The 20,999-nt window shown below is 44.0% G+C and carries 15 protein-coding genes; 8 read left to right on the top strand and 7 right to left on the bottom strand.

What is annotated here, in order from left to right:
* Positions 1 to 608, top strand: a 608-nt coding sequence (locus L3V43_RS10085) for an IS3 family transposase (protein WP_237116500.1), incomplete at its 5' end; no start/stop codon positions are given.
* A gap of 519 nt (positions 609 to 1,127) precedes the next feature.
* The gene (locus L3V43_RS10080) at positions 1,128 to 2,441 is read left to right on the top strand and encodes an AAA family ATPase (protein ID WP_237116499.1); all 1,314 of its coding nucleotides are present in this window, start codon (positions 1,128 to 1,130) and stop codon (positions 2,439 to 2,441) included.
* Between the two features lie 471 nt (positions 2,442 to 2,912).
* Here the strand turns inward: L3V43_RS10080 and L3V43_RS10075 are convergent, their stop codons facing one another.
* The 3 genes from L3V43_RS10075 to L3V43_RS10065 form a co-directional block, all read right to left on the bottom strand.
* On the bottom strand, positions 2,913 to 4,796 hold the full coding sequence (locus tag L3V43_RS10075; RefSeq protein WP_237116498.1) for a hypothetical protein: 1,884 nt from the start codon (positions 4,794 to 4,796) through the stop codon (positions 2,913 to 2,915).
* A 137-nt stretch (positions 4,797 to 4,933) separates the two neighbouring features.
* On the bottom strand, positions 4,934 to 7,366 hold the full coding sequence (locus tag L3V43_RS10070; RefSeq protein ID WP_237116497.1) for a DUF2309 domain-containing protein: 2,433 nt from the start codon (positions 7,364 to 7,366) through the stop codon (positions 4,934 to 4,936).
* Positions 7,366 to 8,934: an NADH-quinone oxidoreductase subunit L gene (locus L3V43_RS10065; RefSeq protein WP_237116496.1), complete on the bottom strand. Its 1,569-nt coding sequence runs from the start codon at positions 8,932 to 8,934 to the stop codon at positions 7,366 to 7,368. The genes L3V43_RS10070 and L3V43_RS10065 overlap by 1 nt, the downstream gene beginning before the upstream one ends.
* A gap of 110 nt (positions 8,935 to 9,044) precedes the next feature.
* Here L3V43_RS10065 and L3V43_RS10060 point away from each other — a divergent pair, with 110 nt between their 5' ends.
* Positions 9,045 to 9,938: a LysR family transcriptional regulator gene (locus L3V43_RS10060; RefSeq protein WP_237116495.1), complete on the top strand. Its 894-nt coding sequence runs from the start codon at positions 9,045 to 9,047 to the stop codon at positions 9,936 to 9,938.
* A 164-nt stretch (positions 9,939 to 10,102) separates the two neighbouring features.
* Positions 10,103 to 11,722, top strand: a complete 1,620-nt coding sequence (locus tag L3V43_RS10055) for a FapA family protein (RefSeq protein WP_174170369.1) — start codon at positions 10,103 to 10,105, stop codon at positions 11,720 to 11,722.
* A 13-nt stretch (positions 11,723 to 11,735) separates the two neighbouring features.
* Here L3V43_RS10055 and mutM read toward each other — a convergent pair whose 3' ends face one another.
* On the bottom strand, positions 11,736 to 12,545 hold the full coding sequence (gene mutM, locus L3V43_RS10050; protein ID WP_237116494.1) for a bifunctional DNA-formamidopyrimidine glycosylase/DNA-(apurinic or apyrimidinic site) lyase: 810 nt from the start codon (positions 12,543 to 12,545) through the stop codon (positions 11,736 to 11,738).
* Between the two features lie 24 nt (positions 12,546 to 12,569).
* Positions 12,570 to 13,055 carry a hypothetical protein gene (locus L3V43_RS10045; protein ID WP_237116493.1) on the bottom strand — a complete coding sequence of 162 codons (486 nt, stop codon included), beginning with the start codon at positions 13,053 to 13,055 and terminating at the stop codon, positions 12,570 to 12,572.
* Positions 13,056 to 13,262: 207 nt separating this feature from the next.
* On the opposite strand from L3V43_RS10045, the gene L3V43_RS10040 reads away from it, so the two are divergent.
* From L3V43_RS10040 to L3V43_RS10030, 3 genes are all read left to right on the top strand, one after another.
* The gene (locus L3V43_RS10040; protein ID WP_237116492.1) at positions 13,263 to 14,186 is read left to right on the top strand and encodes a manganese-dependent inorganic pyrophosphatase; all 924 of its coding nucleotides are present in this window, start codon (positions 13,263 to 13,265) and stop codon (positions 14,184 to 14,186) included.
* 35 nt (positions 14,187 to 14,221) lie between these two features.
* Positions 14,222 to 14,902: an AraC family transcriptional regulator gene (locus L3V43_RS10035; protein WP_237116491.1), complete on the top strand. Its 681-nt coding sequence runs from the start codon at positions 14,222 to 14,224 to the stop codon at positions 14,900 to 14,902.
* A gap of 63 nt (positions 14,903 to 14,965) precedes the next feature.
* Entirely contained in the window at positions 14,966 to 15,667 is a 702-nt protein-coding gene (locus tag L3V43_RS10030; RefSeq protein ID WP_237116490.1) for a transglutaminase family protein, read from the top strand.
* Between the two features lie 57 nt (positions 15,668 to 15,724).
* Here L3V43_RS10030 and L3V43_RS10025 read toward each other — a convergent pair whose 3' ends face one another.
* Together L3V43_RS10025 and panP are read right to left on the bottom strand one after the other, a co-directional pair.
* A complete protein-coding gene (locus L3V43_RS10025) occupies positions 15,725 to 16,768 on the bottom strand; it encodes a sensor domain-containing diguanylate cyclase (RefSeq protein WP_010605727.1) in 1,044 nt (347 codons plus the stop codon).
* A gap of 210 nt (positions 16,769 to 16,978) precedes the next feature.
* On the bottom strand, positions 16,979 to 18,607 hold the full coding sequence (panP, locus tag L3V43_RS10020) for a pyridoxal-dependent aspartate 1-decarboxylase PanP (protein ID WP_102056122.1): 1,629 nt from the start codon (positions 18,605 to 18,607) through the stop codon (positions 16,979 to 16,981).
* Positions 18,608 to 19,066: 459 nt separating this feature from the next.
* On the opposite strand from panP, the gene L3V43_RS10015 reads away from it, so the two are divergent.
* A complete protein-coding gene (locus L3V43_RS10015) occupies positions 19,067 to 20,989 on the top strand; it encodes an EAL domain-containing protein (RefSeq protein ID WP_010605729.1) in 1,923 nt (640 codons plus the stop codon).
* Positions 20,990 to 20,999 lie beyond the last annotated feature (10 nt).

The following is a 20,999-nucleotide window of genomic DNA, read 5'->3' as shown; positions in this document are numbered from 1 at the left end:
TTCGCAATAAAGGTAAGCCGTGGAATAAAAAGCGTGTTGAACGCGTTTACAACATGCTAAAACTAAACTTGAGACGTAAGGGAAAGCGCCGTGTTCCAACAAGAACACCTGAACCATTAAGTGCACCTACACAACATAATGAATCGTGGTCAATGGGCTTTATGAGTGATGCGTTAAGCTATGGACATCGCTTTAGAACATTGAATGTACTCGATGATTTCAATCGACAGGCATTAGCCATTGAAGTAGATACCAGTTTAACGTCTAATAGAGTGATTAGGACACTAAAACAGATCATTGCTTGGCGAGGAAAACCAAAGCAGATTAGAGTAGACAATGGCCCAGAATTTACTTCAACGGCACTCGAAGATTGGGCAATGAAAAATGACATCAAGTTGGAATTTATAGAGCCAGGCAGTCCTTACCAAAATGGTTTTGTGGAAAGGTTTAATCGGAGTTACCGTGAAAAAGTGTTAGATTTATACTTGTTTGAGTCACTTCAAGAGGTACGTGAAATCACAGATGAATGGTTAGATATTTATAATTATGAGCGACCTAATGATTCACTAGGTGATATGACACCGATTGGTTACCTTAAGGCTACATAGAATTCTACGAAATAGCTATACTAAATTGGGTGGAGTTACAGCCTTTACCTCAGGCAAGTGCAAAATCCGCTGTTGACGCGCAGGGTATACTGAGTTTGTGGGTGATTGTGTGGTTGAATTCATCGTTTCTATTTTTTCAAAATAAGCCTCACTGATCTGTTAAGTTCAGTTAGGAGTTTGCCCCACTAGTATCTAAGAGTTAAACGGACGCAGTAGGCAGATAAATGCCCAGATCGTGCAGCTTTCTGAGGGTATTGTTATCAACCTGACCCAGAATTTACATAATGCCCCAAGTGATAAATACCGTGTGGGCAGGGTTGGTGTGTGACTAAGTGGCGTGAATTAAGACTTTGCCCATACTGCCCCCTTGTCAAAAAGAGAAAGTCTTTCTCAACTAGAACGAACACCACCACACTTTTATGCGCGTAAAAATGTAAAAAACCACACTTTTATGCGCATAAAAGTGTGGTTTTAGTTATAGTATAGGTCGTTAACAATCTTAATTGGCAGGAAATAACAGTGCAGCGTAACTTACTTAACGCCTTAATGGCATGGAAAAACCAATCTGTACGCAAGCCATTATTAATCGATGGCGCAAGACAAACAGGTAAAACCTATCTGCTGCAAGAGTTGTTTGGTAACACCTTTGCCAACATCCTTCGTATCGACTTTCTTGAAAATCCCGCCTACAAAGAAGCGTTCGATGGCTCACTCTCACCTGACGAGCTAATAATGAACATTGAGCTTTTGACCAATCAGGTGTTCAACCCAGAAACCGATCTGCTGATATTAGATGAAATTGGCGAATGTGAGCGTGCCGTTACCTCACTTAAGTACTTTGCCGAGAAAGCACCCTGCTATTTTGTCGCTGCCAGCGGTTCAAATATTGGGTTGCTCAACACCTTCCCTGTGGGCAAGGTAGAACAATACAATTTACGACCACTGACCTTCCAAGAATTTATTTATGCATCAAACGAGCAAGCGCTGATCAAAGCGTTTGACAGTCAAGCAAGCACACCTGCGGTGCACACTAAATTGATGGATAAACTAACAGATTACTTTTTTACCGGTGGTATGCCGGAAGCCGTTTCTGCTTGGTATCAGTATAAGGATTCAAGCATTCTAGAGCGGGTTGAAAAAGTCACAAAAATTCATGCCGATTTAGTTGAAGGTTATCGCCGCGATTTTGGTAAGTACGCAGGCAAGGTCGATACTACACTGATTGAATCTGTGTTTAATAGCATTCCAGCGCAGCTATCACTTGTCGGCGATGAGTCCGTTAAACGCTTTAAATTTAAACATGTGCATGAGCGTAAATCTCGTTATAGCGATTTTGAAACCGCAATCCATTGGCTTCATTGCTGCCGTTTAGCTTTGCCAAACTACCCTGTTGAAGGATTGCCAAAATCGCCACTAGCGGCCTATAAAAAAGAAAATATGGTTAAATTGTTTCTATTTGATGTGGGGCTGCTTAATCATATGCTAGGCAGCAGTTATAAAGAGATTAAGCAACAAAGCTATGAATACAAAGGTTACGTGGCTGAAAACTTCGTGCAGCAAGAGCTCACAGCCATCGGCGTTGACCCAAGTTACTCATGGAATGACGCCCGCGCCAAAATCGAATTTATTTTGGCAACCGATGAAGGCGATATCATCCCTGTTGAAGTCAAAAGTGGTAACCGTACAAGGGCAAAATCGTTGGCATCTTATGTTGAAAAATGTGCACCAAGTAAAACTTTTAAGTTAACTGGTACACAAGGCTCATCAGCGTTAGAACAAACCAAAATCGTAATGCCTTTGTATTTCACGCAGTATTTACCTCAGAGATGGTAAAAGCGCGTTGCTTAGCCCCCGAGGTCTACATAAAGTTACTTCAAAGGTAACAATCTGTAGACCTTGATACCTGATATTCGGGCACTCAGTCTTACCTCTATTGGATACCATAGTATCCATATTGAGCTTATTTCTATTGAAATGGACACCATAATGTCCACTTCAGGTTAGGTGAGTTTCTGCTGACTTATCACTATCACGTAGAACCAGCAAAAAATGGCCAAATTATGTTGACAGAAATCGTGCTCGATAAAGCCCTTCAAAACCTCTATTTTTAAGTCCTAATAGCAGTATAAAAACGGCACTGTTTTTCCGTAGTCATAGCCAAGAAGCACCACTAGGATTTAGTAAAAGCCATAGACAAGTGGTGGGCAGTTTGGTGGGAAAACAGGCATTTTTGAGCGGTTTCTTTTCAGTAAGTTTTTGAATTTTTAAATGTTTAGATTGCCACCCGAGGGTGGCATTTTCATTTTACTCTTCTTTATTTTCGAGTGCTTCTTCTCGGCGCAGATAGGCGCCGGCTTCATCACTACTTGCACGCAGTTGCTGGTTTTGATCCACCGCTCTCGTTTGCTGATTGAGTTGGTACACTTGTGAGGCATTGCCTAAATCACGCTCGCTGGTAATTGCGGCGATGGATTCTCGGTCTTTTAAGAAGCTAATCACATCTTTACGGATGTCGCTTAGCTGTGCATCGTCTTTATGCATTTCTAAAATATGTCTTGGGTGCTCTAGGTTTTTCATGCCCGTGGCAGCGAAGGTCGTTGATACAATTCTCGACACCACTACCCAAGGGGTAATACTGCTGCGTACTAACGTATTTTCAGAGCGTGTGGAATCGTGAATACCAGTACCTGTTGATATTTTTGACTCAGTAAATGTCCCTTCACACTTAAAATAAACCAGCAGAGATTCAAATTGCATCTCGGCATAGAATACGTGTGCAGCATTGGTTAGCATTGATGCAAACGATTTAATCAATAGGCCACTTAGCAGTAAATGTACGGCTACCATCACAACGGCGCTAAATGACGCGATGTTTTCTTCGCTGAAGGCACTAGAAAAATTACTGATATTGGCGCTCGTTACATAGTGGTAAATATCTACTACGGCATAAGCAAAAAAGACGCTTAATCCAAGGGTTACTAGCAGCAGTAAGTTACCACCAAGCAAGGATAAAAACCTAAAGCGTTCAAACGATTTACCTAAATCTAGGGGCAGAACTTTAGGTTGTACTTCTTGGATCATTTCGCCTTTAAAGCCACCTTTACCATCAACTTGTTCTTGCAAGCTGGGATCTAGCTCACGATAAACTCGGTTTGGTACTTCTTTATATCGGCGATTTGCCATCACCAAGTTGTCTAAGTTAATAAATATCTCATTTGGATGTACTGATTCTTGCCAGTTTTCTCTTAACTCAGACACTTCAACCACTGGGTTTACTTTGTCTAAACGCGCTTTAAGCATAACAGCAATAATGGCGCTACAGCCAAGTGCAAGCACGATAACGCCCGTGAGATAAGCCCAAGTATGAAGACTAGGTAACGGCGCAAAAAAGAGCTCAATATCGGCTTTACTTAACTTTCCTTCATCCATGATGTAAGACAAAGTTAGACCTATCAAGATTGGTAGCACAAAAGAGAGCGAAATCACTTTAGTGAGGGTCGCACTCCCCAAAGATTCAATAGCATGTTCCGCTTTGCGTGAAATCGGTTTAGCCGCGCTATACCAGCATGACAAAATATATATCATCAGTAAGGTGCTATAGATTGGAAAAGTCAGCTCCCCAGCATCACCGGCAAAGCCCGACAGCGATACAAACGCCACCACGCCATAAAGCACAAGTGCGGTTAATGTACTCACCCATGCACCAAATAAGCGTTGGCTCATATTTCTGATAGGATAAGGGAGAAAGAGTAATTTAGGTGCAATGCTGTGAAGTAAACGCGATAAGAATCCCTTAGGCTCTACAAAAGTGCTATTCTTTCGGCCAATCAACATTTCTTCTAGCGTTTTCGCCGCATAAGCTACATCAGCCTTTTCTTGCTTGGCAGTTGAAGTTTCTGATTTACTGAAGTTATAAGCTAAAGAGGTGGGATGGTTACGACCCACAAAAAAACGCAGCGTTGCATATATTCCTTTTGCAAGAGACGTGATCCCAAGACCTAAAATCAACATGCCAAATAGCATGATGATCCAACCCATACCCGCATCGCTCTTAACTGAGCTGGCGGCAATCACCAGTAATGCAATTCCAGCAATAGTTTGTATTGCACCACGAATAGCTGTGATTTTACCTTCCGTTTTAAATGGGTTTTTAAGCCCTAAATCAATAGAGCCATAATCAAAAGCCACTAGCAGCCTCCTTGTATAAACAGTCCAATGTCGGTGGCTAGGAGGTCGTCTAGTTTACGTAGCGTCCAGCCACACCTTTTAATTTCTGCAATACTCTGCACAATAACTTGTTAAGTTGCAACGAGTTTCGTTTGAATTCAAAGAAGTTCCCACTTCCTATTATCAAATCGTCTAACTTCGTTACAATTAGGCGAAATAGACAGAAGATAAAGCCACTCGTTTTCTACCAATTGTTTTACAACTGGGTGTGCTGCCATGATTTGCTCTAGTGCTTCGGTTGGTGCTTGTACAATTACGCTCAAACGCTGTGGGGTATGCATCCATTTTTCACCGTTATGAACGGATTGCATTGGCAGGCCAATTCGCAAATCTCCGCCATTGCCTTCAAACACTCCTATTCTCCCCCCCACTACATTATGCAACACCTTGTTACCACTGCCGTATTTGTGGATATCGGTTACCGAAGCGTTATATTGCATATTGATCCAGTTAGTGACGAGCATAGGGGCGGTTAAAATAGCAGTTAACTGACTAAAGTCTTGGTCTTGCTCCGCGCTGTATTCATGCAAAAAGACTCGGCCTTGCAAGTCAACACCCTGCGTAACTTGTCTCGGCGCGACCACAAATGCTGCATTGTTGGCAAGGCCCCATTCCGGCCTGACTTGAGACCAATCTTTAGTACGGGCTATAAATCGCTGCTCTAATTGCTGCTCAGATAATTCTTTACCAGTTATCACGAGTGCATGAGCGCGCTCTACTCGAGCCAGATGCGCTGCCTGCTTTAACCAGCGGGTTATCTCTGTATCTATTTCGCCATAGGGGGTAATTGTTTCAGTGGTGGTATTATGTAGCGCTGCAACAAAACGGGTTTGCGGCGGAATAGCGATGCCAAGCGCGATTAATTCTGCGCGTACCGCTTGGTCGTTAAGTAGTTGCGCGAGTACTTTAACATTCACTTCTCCCGACTGGCCACCACATGCACCACATTGTAGTCCGGCTTCATGTAAATTATTGGTGGTATGTGCTCCGTGGCCAACCAATAGGACTGTATCAGCAAATTCAGTCAGTCCCATCCCTTTTAATATGCCAGCTGCGAGTTTAGCTTGCTCCAAAACAGTAACTTCGTGTTCGCCCTGTTTTAATTGCCACTTTCTTGAATCAATATGACTATCGACGGGATGATGAGTTTTTTGCAGTGAAAACACTTTGCTAAATAGCTGATAAAAGTAACTCATCCCCATCGACTCCACCATCGAAAATGAAGCAGCCGCAGAGTGAGACCAGCTATGCCAACGGCCAGCTTGCTGGCGTTTTGTGGCAAGGTGCTGGGGTGCGGGCGTTTGTATTGCGGTGATTGGCGCTTTTAGTAATCCGGGTAACTGTGGCCGACTAAAACGGCAGTTAGTAGCATGATAATCAATAGGTAGGCCAAAAAAACCAGCATAGCCTATGGTTTGAATGCCTGCGTTTTGAGTTTCTAACGCACGGCGGATCACCTCTGAGCGCACATCAATACAAAAAGCCGCTTGTAAGGTTGGTGTAGCTTGCTCACGAGCCTCCTCAGATTTTACCTGCTGAGTCTTTAGCAGCCCCACTAAAGTGACTTGATAACTGAGCTCGAGTGCCCGCTGAAATACTAGGCGCGGCAACAATGCCTTTTTATGTTCAATCACAATCTCAGCAAGTTGCAGCTTTTGCTTGTTCCAATGGTATTGAATACGGGTAAAGGTCGTTGGATGGCGCTCACTCACATAACGCCAAATCACCAGCTCCCACGCCATTCGAATTGCCAATAGCGCACGCATATCGGAAGCTGGATGCTGGGCAAGATCTGCTTGCCAGCGTTCGTAAGCCGCCCAAGATGCCCAACCATTAATGTCTAGCAGTAGCATGTGCGCATAATCACTCAGCTCATTAAAACCAATCTCTAAGGTGTCGACAGCGAGTGCAATTAAAGACTCAGGAGACGTTGGCAAAGCCTTAAAGTAATCCACTAAGCCCGACTCCCCCATGACGATGCTAATCCCCAAGTCTCGCGATACGGTTTCATGCCAGTGGCGATACAAACAGAGTTTATCCTCACCTTGGGTTTGTTTGAGAATAGGCTGCACCTGCTGATAATGCGCGGCGCAAAATTGGCTAATTTGGTGGCTGATCTCCTCCTGCCAAGGCATCTTATGCTCAGAGCGATAACGGTCAAGTAAGTCCGCTAATGTATGCCAATGTGGCAACTCGCCGCAGTGACTTTTTTTGAGCCAATTAAGTAGCGCATTGGTGCTGCGATCCACCGCATAATGTGCCGCAGATTGCTGCAATGCTTGCTCTGAAATCGCCTCTTGCTGCCATTTTTCAAGATAAAATGCCACGGGCATCAGCATTCTAACCTGTGCCAACGCACTCATTTTATTGACCACCGCATCAAAGGGCAGATCGCGCATTCCCCAAAATGGATTCACTGCGATCAATTGATCGAGTGGCCAAGTTGGCGCAATGCGTGTTTCTGCGCTCAGGAGTTGTTGCTGTTGCGGCTTGGATAGCTGAGTCTGTTTGTTATTTTGTATGTCTATCATTACTTCTGCTCCTCGTACCCTGCAGCATAGCGATGAATGGCTAGGTGTTTCTGCTTTTTAATACTTGGCAAATGGACGGGCCAAAGTAATATGGTTAATCGCGTCATCCACTCGTCTAAGTACAGGCCGGCATACAACACTCGAGAGAGTTTTTGCACTGTTACCAAATGTGCGCGGTAATAGAGCAAATAATTTACTACGATAAGTACCACTACTAAGCTGAGCAACCAAATATCAGCACCATCGAGTGCTTGCGTTCTAAGATCATTTGGTAGCGCGACCACCAAGTGCAATAGCCACTTTTGCGCACTATAGGCTGCCAATAACACAACGGCTGCGGTGATAATTCTAAAATAGCTACTAGGGGCTTGCGCCTCAAAACGCAGCGCTAGCCACACCGTTAATGCGCCAACCATTAATCCCCAAATACTGATAGGACCTTGATATTCAATAACGACTGCAGCTACTGTAGTGAGGCCAGTTGCCACGAAAAGTGCAATGAGCCATTGCCACAAGGGCGGTTCAAGTTGGTCGCTCAAGCGACGAGTCAAATCTTCATGGATCCACTGGCTTGAGTTTAAAAATGCATGAGCCTTGTAGGCTGAATGGGCTAATAAGTGTAGCAGCGCTAATTCATATAATCCCAAAGCACACTCCACTAGCATCAGTCCCATTTGCGCACAGGTTGACCAAGCCAAGCGCACTTTTAAACTGATCCGCGTTGTCATGATAAGCGCGGCCAATAATGTCGTTATTCCTGCCACGATCAAGATCAGCCATTTCGCAGCTTCTACGCGTAAAATCAAAGGGCCAAACACCATCACCAAAAAACCACCCAGATTAATGATCCCTGCATGCAGCAGCGCACTTACCGGTGTGGGTGATTCAACCACTTGCATCAACCAGCCATGCACTGGCAGTTGCGCGCATTTTATCAGCGCCACGATTGCGAGTAAGCCAGCTGCTGATTGCTCTAGCACAGTCAGTGTCGTTGAGTGAGTTAAGTAATAGTCGGTGATGTCATTAAGCCGGAGCATGCCAGTGCTGAGGTAGATACAAATGAAAGCCCCCAGCAATGCACTTTCTGCCAAGCGCGCCAAAATAAACTTTTTGTGTGCGGCCAATGCCGCTCTCGGGCGGTTAGGATAAAACAGCAGTAGACGGTGTAGGCTCAAACTAATACCGACCCAAGCCAACCAAAATAGGACTAAGTGATTACTGAGCACCACGATAGTTACGCTCAGTAATGTCGTGAGTAGATAGCGAAAATAGCGGCCTCGGTGTTTTTCACCATGTAAATAGTGAATAGAGTAACGCAGTAAAATAAAGCTCATAAAGCCAATCAATGACACCACGCTAAGCCGTAAAAAGTTTATTTCAAACAGGCTACTGGCAATATCACCTTGTGTTGCCCAACTCCCCCAGCCAAAAGCGATACAAATTGCCACACCAATAGCAAAACCGTTCGCGATACGAAATAACCCAGCGTTACTACGAGACGCTTTGCTCATGAAAGACGCAGCAATCAAAAAGTGTAATAGCAACAACACCACTAAGATATTAATCATCACTTTCTATGGTTCTCACCTAAGTCTTGAATCAGGTCATTATTCCAACCTTTTTAATTTAATAAAAATAGATATAATTTAACTATTCGTTCTATTTTACTTATATATAGATGAGCCGACTTAATTATCACCACCTTTACTACTTTTGGCAGGTTGCCAAGCTCGGAAACCTGACTCAAGCCGCTAAAGAATTACATGTTTCGCAATCTGCGCTCTCTGCGCAAATCAAACAGTTGGAACACAATGTCGGGGTATCACTATTTGAGCGCGTAGGCCGTAACCTAATGCTGACCGATCAGGGTAAAAAGGTGTTGAGCTATGCCGATGATATTTTTACCACGGGGCAAGAGCTCGAAGCCTTGCTAAGCAAAGGCGTGCAGTCAACCACCCACGTAACTATTGGGGTGTTGACCACTCTGTCACGTAACTTTGTAGAAGCTTTTATTAGCCCTTTGATGCGGCGCAGCGATGTGCAATTTAAATTAAAGTCAGGCAGTATTTCAGAGCTACTCAACGGCTTAACCAATTATGAGCTGGATTTAGTGCTTACCAACCGAACAATAAACCTAGATACTTCAGATCCCTATTGGCAGTGCCAATTAGTAGCCAAGCAACCGCTGGCGATCATTGGTCCGCCTGCCCTCAAGCCAAGCACGCCATTTCCACAAGGCTTTGAAAAAACACGCTGGATCTTGCCACCTGCCAACTCAGATTTACGCACCGCATTTAATGCGCTGTGCGCTCAGTATCAGTATTTCCCCAACATTTTGGCAGAGGTCGACGATATGGCGATGATGCGACTACTGGCACGAGATAGTGGCGCGGTGGCTGTTTTACCAGCCGTAGTAGTAAAAGACGAAATAGCCCAAGGGGTGCTACAGCAGTATCAGGAACTGCCTAATATTTATGAGTATTTTTATGCGATTTCAACACAGAAAAAGGTTGTTCCTGAAGCGATTAAAATCCTGCTGCAAGAAGCGCATGATAAGCCCGCACATTTTTAAGCGCGCTGATTTTTATTCACCTGAAAGTATTAGAAAATCACGATTTATTTCTGTTTTTTAACTTAACCCATATTAACGTAAGAAAATTGGCCTAAGCACTTGACCAATTGATGTTTCTTTAGCAAGCTGAAACTATAGGATAAAAATTCGACGAGGCAGTTATCGTGTTCAAGCTTGCGCACAATGGCAATATCTTAATGGATGTGAAGTCTGCTTCACCGCCAAGTGCTGCGTTTGTGATTGAAGCCCTTGAAAAATCACAATTTGCCGACTGCGAAATTGATCACGACTCGATTAATGCCTTTTTCCAAAGCGACTTTCCAGAGAGCCAAATCGTCGTTGCTAAACAACATGATGCCGAATTTGAAGTCACCTTAAGTGACGATAAAATGCAGGCCTTTGGGCAACTTAAAACGGCTCGAGGTGGTAAAGCCGTATCATTAGAAGAGGCAAAAAAAGCCATTGTTAAAGCGGGCGTCAGCCGTGGTTATAAGCAAGCTTACCTAGAAAATATCCTGCGCAAACAGTTTGAACTTCCACCTGGCGAAGAAGCATCTGGATTAATCGCCCAAGGCCGACCACCACAAGACGGCCAGTCAGCAAAATTACTGCCGCACGTACAAACTTTAAAAGAGAGACTCAAACAACCTAGAATGCGTGAAGATGGCACCGTTGACATGCGTGATTTTGGCAAGCTTGCAAGCGTTGCACCGGGCGATTTACTGGTCACTCAAAAGCCCGCAACACCAGGTAAAGAAGGCTTTACGGTTAGTGGTGAAAGTATTGAAGCAAAGCCCGGCGAATCATTCCAGCTTATGGCGGGTGAAGGCACCGAGATCAACCCCAACAACCCACTAGAGCTTATCGCAACCATTGCAGGTTGCCCCTCTGATATCGCCAACGGTATGCGCGTGGATGATGTATTTACGATTGCCGATGTCACAGTAAAAAGTGGTCATGTCGACTTTAATGGCAGCGTTATAGTTACCCATAATGTGGAGCCGGGTATGCACGTGACTGCACAAGGCGATATCACAGTGCTCGGCACGGTGGAATCTGGAGAACTTATTGCAGGTGGTCATATTGAGGTACGAGGTGGCGTGATCGGCCATGTCGACCATCAAAATAATGAGCAAGGCTTAACCTGCAAGCTTATCGCCAAAGGCAATATTGAGATTGCCCATGGACAATATACTTACCTTGAAGGCGATAACATTATTATCAATAAGCAAAGTAACCACTGCGATATTAAAGCGCAAAAGCTGATACAAGTTGGCACTGGCGATCATCCAAGTGGCAAGTTAATAGGTGGTTCAATCATAGATGCGCAAATGGTGGTAGCGGGAGAGATTGGCAGTGAGTCTGGCGCTAAGATGATGATTTATCTTGCACGCAAAGGCCTTAAAATCACCCAAGAAACCGACACCCTGTTCAAAGAAGTCGCCGCCACCAATGATTCTTTAGATCAACTACAGCAAGCGATTGAAAAAGCAGAGTTAGTAAAAGACGCAGCTAAAAAGCAACAACTCAAAACTAAAATTGGCGCAACACAGATGCACTACTGCCAGCAAGCCGAGCACCTTGAGCAAAAGCTCAGCCAGCTTGATCACGACTTACACGATTTGCTCGACAACACGAAACTTGCGGCAAACAAAGCGCTTCATTCTGGGGTTGAAATCCATATCTTTGATCGCGTGTATAAAACAACCCGCAGTTATCCCCCTTGCTCAGCAACGCTACAAGAAAACCAAGTCAAGATAGACTTTAAAACCGCAGGCTCCTAGCCTGCACTTTGCTCTAGCGCTGACATTTAGCGCAATACACTGTGCTGCGCTGCCCTAGACGTATTTCTTTTAATGGCGTTTCGCAGCTTACGCAAGGCTCACCTTTGCGACCATACACCAGTAACTCTTGAGCAAAGTAACCCGGCTTACCATCACTTTGAGCAAAGTCTTTAAGTGTCGTTCCCCCTTGTTTGATAGCTGCACTTAAGGTTTCCTTGATGATCGGTGTCAGTAATTGGTAGCGTTTAAGTGAAATTTTACCTGCTTCTTTTTTGGGATGGATCCCTGCTTTAAACAAAGATTCATTGGCATAAATATTACCCACACCAACCACCACATGATTATCCATAACAAATTGTTTAATCGGCTGCTTTTTGCCTCTGCTTTTTTCAAATAAGTACTCTGCTGTAAAAAGCTCGGTCAACGGCTCAGGACCCAGCTTTTCAAAAACGCTATGATCTTCGCCTACACCTTGCCATAAGAAGGCACCAAAGCGACGCGGGTCGTTCAATCTGAGCGACTTACCTGAGGCCAGAATGATCTCCACATGATCATGCTTTTTTAGTGGCTCTTTGCTATCAACAACACGTAAGTTTCCTGACATCCCCAAGTGCAAAATCGCAGTGCCATGCTTGGATTCGATAAGCAAATATTTTGCCCGTCGCTTAACCGCAAGCACCCTCTCACCTTCGAGCAATTGTACTTCCTCTGGTACAGGCCATCTCAGCTTACCATTGTGCACTTTTACGCTTTGGATAATATGTTGCTCTAAATATGGTTGAATGCCTAAACGGCTCACTTCGACTTCTGGTAACTCAGGCATAATTCACTCTATTACTGTGTGGTATTACAATTCTATCGGTAGAAATAATGCTTTGGCTTGCACACTATCAAGCTCAAACCAACGCTGTTGTTGTTTATCAAATAATACAAAGCCATTATCGCTAGGATACAGCTGATAGCTAAGGGGAAGCTCTTGAGTTGCTAGCCAAAACTGCGCTGCGCTCAACGCGGGCTCCAACTGCTTTGGCGTCTCAACAACCAATAGCTGTAAACTTTGCCACTTGGCGACAAGCGCACCTAAGGCATCTTCGCTAAAGGCCTGGTTTGAGCCTTGCGGTAACTCTATACGCCAGCTTGTACCAATGCGTTCAATTTTATAGCCAGGAAATGCCACGGTTAAGACAAAGCTTTGCTCTGGTAGCACAGCTTGAATCTTTGCTTTATCGTCGCTGGGATTCAATTTATGGTGGAGACCGTTGAGAAAAAAGATCATCAGTAACATGGAAAAGATCACCACGTTATTCCAGCCCTTACGGCTCATTTGAATCATACCTATCTCCTAAGCGTTTGAACGGTTAGTGTATAATACTAATTTGTATTTATACATGCTCAATTAGCCCTTGTTCACCGAGGCTATTTCGCCTAGTTCAACAATCTGTCGTTACCGTCCCCTATCTACGCCAAATTGCGCATTTACACTATTTAAATGACAAGTTATTTTGCTAGAATGTGGGCAAAATTTTAAGGAGTTCCGTCAATGGCAATGTATGTAGTGGGTCATAAGATCCCTGATTCAGATTCAATCTGCGGTGCAATCGCACTTGCTTATTTAAAAAACCAAATTGGTGAAGAAGCAATCCCAACGCGTTTGGGTGAAGTCTCACCGGAGACTCAGTTTATTCTTGACCGTTTTGGTTTTGAAGCACCAGAGCTTAAGATGAGCTATGCTGGCGAAGATGTGTATATCGTTGACCACACTGAAAAAACGCAAGCACCAGACGACATAGATAAAGCAACTGTAGTTGGCGTAGTTGATCACCACAAACTAGGCGACCTTACAACTTCAACACCACTTGAGTGTTGGATCCGCCCTGTTGGCTGTAGTAACACGATTATTAAAATGATGTACGACTTCTACGATGTAGAAATCCCAGCAAATATTGCTGGCATCATGATGTGTGCAATCCTAAGCGACACAGTCATCTTCAAATCACCAACTTGTACTACTGCGGATATCAAGTGTGTTGAAGCACTTGCAAAAATCGCGGGTGTTGATGATGCTAAAGAGCTTGGCATGGAAATGTTCAAGGTGAAATCAGCAGTTGAAGGCACACCAATTCGTGACCTGGTCATGCGTGATTTCAAAGATTTTAATATGAATGGCAACCTTGTTGGTATTGGCCAGCTTGAAGTGGTTGATCTTGCTGTATTTGATAAGATCAAAGATGAGCTACATGCCGATATCGCGAAATTAAAAGAAGAAGGTAATCGCCACAGTGTGATGCTACTACTTACTGATATCATGAAAGAAGGATCACAAATGCTGATCGCTTCTGATGATGAAGCGATCATCGCAAAAGCATACGACATTGAGCCTGAAGCAAGCAAAGTATGGTTGGACGGCGTACTGAGCCGTAAAAAGCAAGTTGTACCACCATTGCAAGACGCATTCGCTGGTTAATACTGCTCGCCGAGACGAAAGTCTCGGCTGTTTTTATGCTGCACCTCACTCCAGGTATATTCGCCTCCTTTGTCAAAGACTTGAATGCCGCGCGCCATTCACATCACCTTATTCAAATCAACCTGCCCGTGAGCGACTGTATCGCGCAAGTCGGTGACAAGACGCTATTTGGCCCAAGCGTAATTGCTAGTGGCGTAGAACATAGCTTAAAAATGACCTCAGGCTGGGTGATATTAGTCGAGCCAAAAAGCGTGTATGGCAAGCAACTCCAGAGCAACAGCTGCGCAGCAATCGAGATAAATACCGCACCAAATAGCAATGCCAAGCTTGCCGAGTTAATACGCACAGTAGGACTTACCGAGCTACCAACGACGGATTTAGATCCACGAATTGACCGTGTATTGGCGCAATTAGATACTTGTTTTAATGCACAAACTTGCCTTAAACCAAGTCACTTCAGCGCAAATACGATTGCCGAATCACTTTATCTCTCACCAAGTCGCTTTTTACACCTGTTTACCGAGCAAGTGGGGATAGCATGGCGACCTTATGTGCTGTGGCGCAGGCTGATCTGCTCAGTTGTCGCCATACAACAAGGCAACAACCTTACACAAGCTGCCATGCTCGCGGGGTTTGCAGATAGCGCCCATTTGAGCCGAACATTTAAACGGCAGTTTGGCATTACACCGACTGAGGCATTAAAAACACAAACTTAGCCAGTTTATTCAAGCTTAGTTACCTAAGTTGCATCACACTGCTACCAAAATAGGAGCATAACCATGAAGCAATTTTTAGTAACTACCCCTTTAGTTGATTATCAACATTCAGAGATCCAAAGCTTAATAGAAGCAAAAGGTTGGGGGCAGCTTGATGAAATCACAGCAGCGGAGCAAATCTATAACTTCATCAAAGACGACATAGAGTTTGGTTATAGTGAGACAGATACACTTACTGCAAGCCAAGTGCTTAAGCAAGGCTATGGACAATGTAATACCAAAGGAACATTACTGGTCGCATTGCTAAGGGCTTGTGATATTCCCACCCGAGTTCATGGGTTTGAGATAGCCAACAGTCTTAAACAAGGGTTAATTCCTACCCTACTGGCGTGGTTTGCTCCAAAAAGTATTATCCATAGTTGGGTTGAAGTTTATCTAGAGGAGCGCTGGGTAGAGCTTGAAGGTTACATAATAGATGACGGCTACCTACAACAGGTTCAGCAGCACTTCCCGATGGCAAAAAACTTTACTGGGTTTGGTATTTCTACTCCCTGTTTACAGCAACCCGATAATCGCTTTTCGTTAAATGGTGCATATATTCAAAAGCAAAGTATCACACGCGATTTAGGGCTTTATACAAGTCCAGATGCGCTGTATCAGCAACACAAAAACCTAACTGGCATCAAGCAATGGCTCTATGCACACTGCTTTAGACATTGGATAAACCAAAGGGTAAAGCGCGTCAGAGCCGGACGCTTCAACTAACTTGAGCGTGCAATAGCAAATTGGCTGCGATTGTGGTTAGTGTATTCAACGCCACCTCTATTGCGCGGGGATCACGCAGTTGCGGCCTGCAGCTTTGGCTTGATATACTGCGTGATCAACGGCTTTTAATGAATGACCAAAAGGCAAATTGGTATTAACTGCTGCGACCCCAAAGCTTGATGTAATGGTGATCTCCCCTGATGGCGTAGAGATAACCGATTGCTCTATTTCTTGTCGCAGGCGCTCGGCGATCACCATCGCTGAATTTACCGGCGTGTTAGGTAACAGCACAATAAACTCTTCCCCCCCTAAACGACACATACAGTCTTCTAACCTTAAGGTATTTACACAGATCTCAGCAAAGCTTTTTAACACTAAATCACCGGTTTCATGGCCGTGATTATCGTTGATTTTTTTAAAGTGATCTATGTCTAGCATCATCATACTAAATGGATGATCAAAGCGTGCATGACGACTGATCTCACGTTTCGCGTTATCCATTAAAAAACGTCGATTACTCAATCCAGTGAGTGGATCTTTAAACGCCATGTCAGTAAGTTGCAGCTGTAACTGCCATAACTCTTTAACCAGTAATCGGCGACTGCAGCAGTCTGCAATCATCTCCGCAAAAGCAATTTCATCTTTGTGCCACGTACGTACGCCATTATTCCCTTCACAGCACACCACTCCGTGAGGAATACCATTTTTAAAGATCACCGTATCTAACATGGTCACTATGTGGTTTGGGGTTAAATAACATTCTTTAAATTCGGACGTTCTGGGATCGGCGGCAGCGTCATTCGCATCTATCGATTGACCACTGTTGATTGCTGAAAAATAAGCGGGGAAGTTTTCATATGTTAAGGCTGGCAATTGCACCGGTAACTCGTCACCCTGCCAATCTGTATTAGCAACATTGATAAGCTCAGAAGGTTTGTCAAGATCATCAAACAACCAAACGGAAACCCGAGTGACGTCTAAGATAAGCTTACCTTCATCTAGTAAATCAATCAGGAAGCTTTGAAATGTTCCCGATACATCAAGTTCTTGCGAGCTGAGCCGCCTAAGCCTCTGAGTGACATTGCTAAAGTTCTTCAACATAATACGAAGATTTTATTCTTTTCTGCTAGCATAACGCGCCATAATTTTTAAGCATAGTCTTAAATACTAGAATTAACCTATGTTTTGGAATATTTTCACACGATTATGTAAGAAATAAGAATATAAGTAGAGTAATCCGTAAAGGAGGTAATGCTAAAAGGTAATAAGCCTGAGATTATTAAAGTGGCGCGAGGCCACTTTATTCGTTGATTATTTAATATATTTTGCGAGGTATTTTTTAAATACCGGATCTGACATTGCCAATTGGCGTTGCTCATCCATGATTTCTTTAAGCAGAGACTCTGATGTCAGAGGGTTGGCCAAAACCACTCGAAATACCACCGTGGGTTGGCGGTCATATTGCTCTGGTGTTAAACGTGTTCGAGAAACAAAAGAGCGGCCCGCTTCACGCTGACGCTTTTGCATACTCGCAGTAAAACGGTTAAGTGCAGCATAAATCTCTATCTTTTCTTGCTCATCCGCTTGTGCGATTGCCGCTTTTATTTGCTCAGGCACATAGCGGTAAGTCAGCAAACATAGCTCAGGTTCAGAGATCAGCTCAAAATCAGGGGTTTGTTTAATTAGTTCAGCAAAATACCGCGCCTTTTCAATCCCTTTATCAATAAGCATCTCATAGCCTTGACGACCAATGACACGCAGACATGCGTGCACTAACATCGCCATACCAGGACGACTCCCCTCTAAAGTATGACTTCCCAGATCTTTAGAGCCTTTCCGTAAGATGTATTCGGCGTGATGTTCAATTGCATCAGATGCCGCTGGGTCTTTAAATAACACCATACCCGCTCCCATAGGCACGTACATTTGCTTGTGCGCATCTATGGTTATTGAATCTGCTCGCTCCACCCCTTTCAGAAGGTAGCGATTGTTATTCGATAGTAGTGTTGCCCCACCCCAAGCGGCGTCGACATGAAAGTGACAATTGAGTTCTTCAGCTAAATCAGCCATCTCTTCTAGAGGGTCAATATTACCCGTTTCGGTCGTCCCAGCAACACCAACCAAAGCCAGTACTTTTATCCCTTGCGCTTCAAGCTCATTAGCTTTGGCTCGCATGGCGTCAACATCAACCTTATTGTTGCCAGCCGTTTTGATTGAAATGAAGTTATCGCGGCCAATACCTAGCACATCTGCGGCCTTACCCAACGAATAATGGCCTCTTTCAGAAACCAATACCGCTAAGCCTCGGTAACCATAATGTAGCATTGCAGCCACAATACCCGATGCACCAATACCTTTAAATTCACCATCCGCTTTTAATAAGCGGTTTCTTGCAATCCAAAGCGCGGTTATATTCGCAATTGTGCCACCCGAACAAAAAGCACCTAGTGACGTTTTTGCGCTGTGCATCCACTTATCGTAGAAAGCATCATCGCTGCCGTAAACCAAGTGATGCATCATTCCCAATACTTGACGTTCAAGCGGAGTAAAGGCTTTTGACGTTTCAATTTTGACTAGGTTCTGATTGAGTCCCACCATCAACTTCGACAGTGGCAACACAAAATGCGGTAACGCTGAGGTCATATGCCCAATAAAGCTTGGGGCTGCGGTATGCACTGAGTGGGCAACTAATTGCTCCATGATATCTTGCGCATAGTCGGAGACAAACATCGGCACTTCGGGGATCACCGCCGACTGAAAGTCTTTTTCAACTTCGTGCAGTGGCTTTTCAACTGCCGCAATATTCTCATTTAAAAAGCCAGCCAAATTGCTCGAGATTTCTTGCTCGATTCTGCTTAAAGTTGAATCAGGCGCCTCAGGCACGGTAAATATACGCATTAAGCTTTCTTCAGACGCAACGGCGCAACGCTTTGGACCCATCAATACTACCTAAACATCAAACGGTGCAGTAGCTTACCTACCCATTTTAGAGATTGAGTAGATACAAATTGCACAAGAGATTGTGATACATGAAATGGCTAACTTTACTGTAAAGAAAGGGAATTGTCTTCTATTGTCTAGTTAAAATTCATGAAACATTGACAATTTTATGAAAACCCAACGAAAGTTCAGTGAAAAATACCTTAGTTTCTATTTTACATTCTCGTCAAAAATAAGGTATAAAATGGGGACATAAACCCAACAAAACGGTATATTACCGACTTGCTCGCAACAATGCATTTTATTGATCATTGGTGAGGAAATTTTTTGCTTTATTTCTTCTCAAGTCATCAATTTATGTTGTATTGTTTATATTATGTAACAAAGCAGCTGCCACGCTTACGCTAGTTAGGCATTTTGATCGTCGTTAAATCGCGATATTGTGGATAAAGGATTATCATGAATACTCGGAGTATAGCTCAACCCCTCAAAGCTAAATCTAAGCAGCCTACGACAAAAGCAACGCCGCTTTTAGGGCTCACAGGTTATACTTCCCGACTCCCCGTTGCTTGGCTCGTTTTAGCCTCTTTTATCTTTTTAGCTGCCCTATCGATTTATGTTATCGCCAACTATTATGATACGCGTCGCGATATCATGGCGAGGATCGACGCCCAGCTAATCAATGCAGCCACCAGCGCCAACGTCATTGTAGGCAAAAAGTATCACGAGTCACCAGAGCAAATAACCCCAGCCGAGTTTAAACAAAAAAGCCATGCCCTCACCGAGCTTGCCCGTGCTTTAAATGTTGAATACGTCTATACCATGGTGCTTAAACCACCTTACGTGCACTTTACCGCGTCCAGTTACACCCGAGAAGATCTTAAACTCAACCGACTAACACGTTATCAAGATGTTTATTCCGAGGCTTCGATTACCCTAAAAAGCGCCTTTCACTCTACCGAACCTGTGTTTGAAATAGCCAAAGACAAATGGGGCCACTTTAAAAGTGTGTTTATTCCTTTTGTGCTACCCGATGGCACTACTTATATAGCAGGTGCAGACTTAACCATTCACGATTTAGAAAGTCAGTTACAAGAAAGTGTAATGGATGCAGCCATTGACGCTAGCTTCTTCTTTGTGATGTTTTTGGTTGTCGTGAGCTTGTACTTTATGTACTACAAGAAGACCTTAACAACAGATAGCCGCACCGGATTTGGCAACCGTATCGCCCTTGAGCAAGCACTTAAATATTCTAAATCGCAACACCTATGCTTAAGCGTAGTATGGGTGAAGGAGCTTGAGGATATCATTAGCTTCTATGGCACGGAAGTCGGCGATAACGTTATGGCAAAAGTCATGAGCTACTTTAGCGAGTTTACCCATCCGTTTGAGGTTTACCGCCTTACCACCTCTAAAATTGCGCTAGTTACCAGCATCGAAAATGGTGAGCATTATTTGGCGAACTTAACCGAGTCATTCCCTTGTGCAAAACCCATATACGACGCGCCGCATTTATACGTTAATTTGTGTGCGGGTGTTGCTAAAGGCAATTGCGCGTTGTTACTTGAAAATGCCTTTCTCGCGCTACGTCAGGCCCAACAGCAAAATACCCAAGTGTGTTATTTTGATTCTCAGCTGCAAATAAACCCCCAGCAACAATCAAAAAATCTCCACCTCACCCGTTTACTGCAAAGCGCGTGTGAATCAGACCGCATCATTCCTTTTTTTACGCCGCGTAAAGCTTGTCACGACCATGCTGACATTCAGTACCACTGCACGGCACGCGTCCTTAACGAGCGCGGCGCTATCATCGATGCCGAACATTTTTATCCAGTGATGAAGCAACCAAAACTCCGCGCACAAATTAGCATGAAGCTACTTGAGTTATGCATCACCCGTTTTCGTAAATCGAACCATGCTTGGAGCATGCAATTGAGCCACAGTGAAATCGCGGATGCAGAATATTTTGAATATATCAGCCAGATCCTACGCCGTTACCCGCAGCCACAACTCATCACATTTGAGTTTAATGAAACGGATGTGCTAAAAAACTTCAGCGATATGAGCTTAATGATGCAGTCGTTAAAAGCAAAAGGTGCAAATGTTGCAGTAACGGGTGTGAATAGTGGTTTTCTTACCATCAATCGGATCTTAAAACTCCCACTTGATGCCATTTGTTTAGAAGCCAGTATTTGTGAAAACTTGGATGAAGATGAGATGCTGCTGAGCTCCATTGAATATCTTGCAAGCCATTGCAATGCCAAGCGGATCGACTTGATTGTACCCTGTGTTGCCACCAGCAAACAGGCAAAACAATTGGAAGCTGCAGGCGTTGCAAGATTAGAAGGTAGCTGGATAGGCAAAGCAAGCGGCCATCTTTAAGCCGCTTTTA

Source organism: Pseudoalteromonas sp. L23, assembly GCF_021728455.1.
Taxonomy (GTDB): Bacteria; Pseudomonadota; Gammaproteobacteria; order Enterobacterales; family Alteromonadaceae; genus Pseudoalteromonas.
This window is presented reverse-complemented; position numbering and strand designations above follow the sequence as displayed.

Coding starts and splice junctions, on each gene's coding strand:
- L3V43_RS10070 (WP_237116497.1), bottom strand. CDS start 7,366: ATGATAGACATACAAAATAACAAACAGACTCAGCTATCCAAGCCGCAA.
- L3V43_RS10065 (WP_237116496.1), bottom strand. CDS start 8,934: ATGATTAATATCTTAGTGGTGTTGTTGCTATTACACTTTTTGATTGCT.
- L3V43_RS10060 (WP_237116495.1), top strand. CDS start 9,045: ATGAGCCGACTTAATTATCACCACCTTTACTACTTTTGGCAGGTTGCC.
- mutM (WP_237116494.1), bottom strand. CDS start 12,545: ATGCCTGAGTTACCAGAAGTCGAAGTGAGCCGTTTAGGCATTCAACCA.
- L3V43_RS10045 (WP_237116493.1), bottom strand. CDS start 13,055: ATGATTCAAATGAGCCGTAAGGGCTGGAATAACGTGGTGATCTTTTCC.
- L3V43_RS10040 (WP_237116492.1), top strand. CDS start 13,263: ATGGCAATGTATGTAGTGGGTCATAAGATCCCTGATTCAGATTCAATC.
- L3V43_RS10035 (WP_237116491.1), top strand. CDS start 14,222: ATGCTGCACCTCACTCCAGGTATATTCGCCTCCTTTGTCAAAGACTTG.
- L3V43_RS10030 (WP_237116490.1), top strand. CDS start 14,966: ATGAAGCAATTTTTAGTAACTACCCCTTTAGTTGATTATCAACATTCA.
- L3V43_RS10025 (WP_010605727.1), bottom strand. CDS start 16,768: ATGTTGAAGAACTTTAGCAATGTCACTCAGAGGCTTAGGCGGCTCAGC.
- panP (WP_102056122.1), bottom strand. CDS start 18,607: ATGGGTCCAAAGCGTTGCGCCGTTGCGTCTGAAGAAAGCTTAATGCGT.
- L3V43_RS10015 (WP_010605729.1), top strand. CDS start 19,067: ATGAATACTCGGAGTATAGCTCAACCCCTCAAAGCTAAATCTAAGCAG.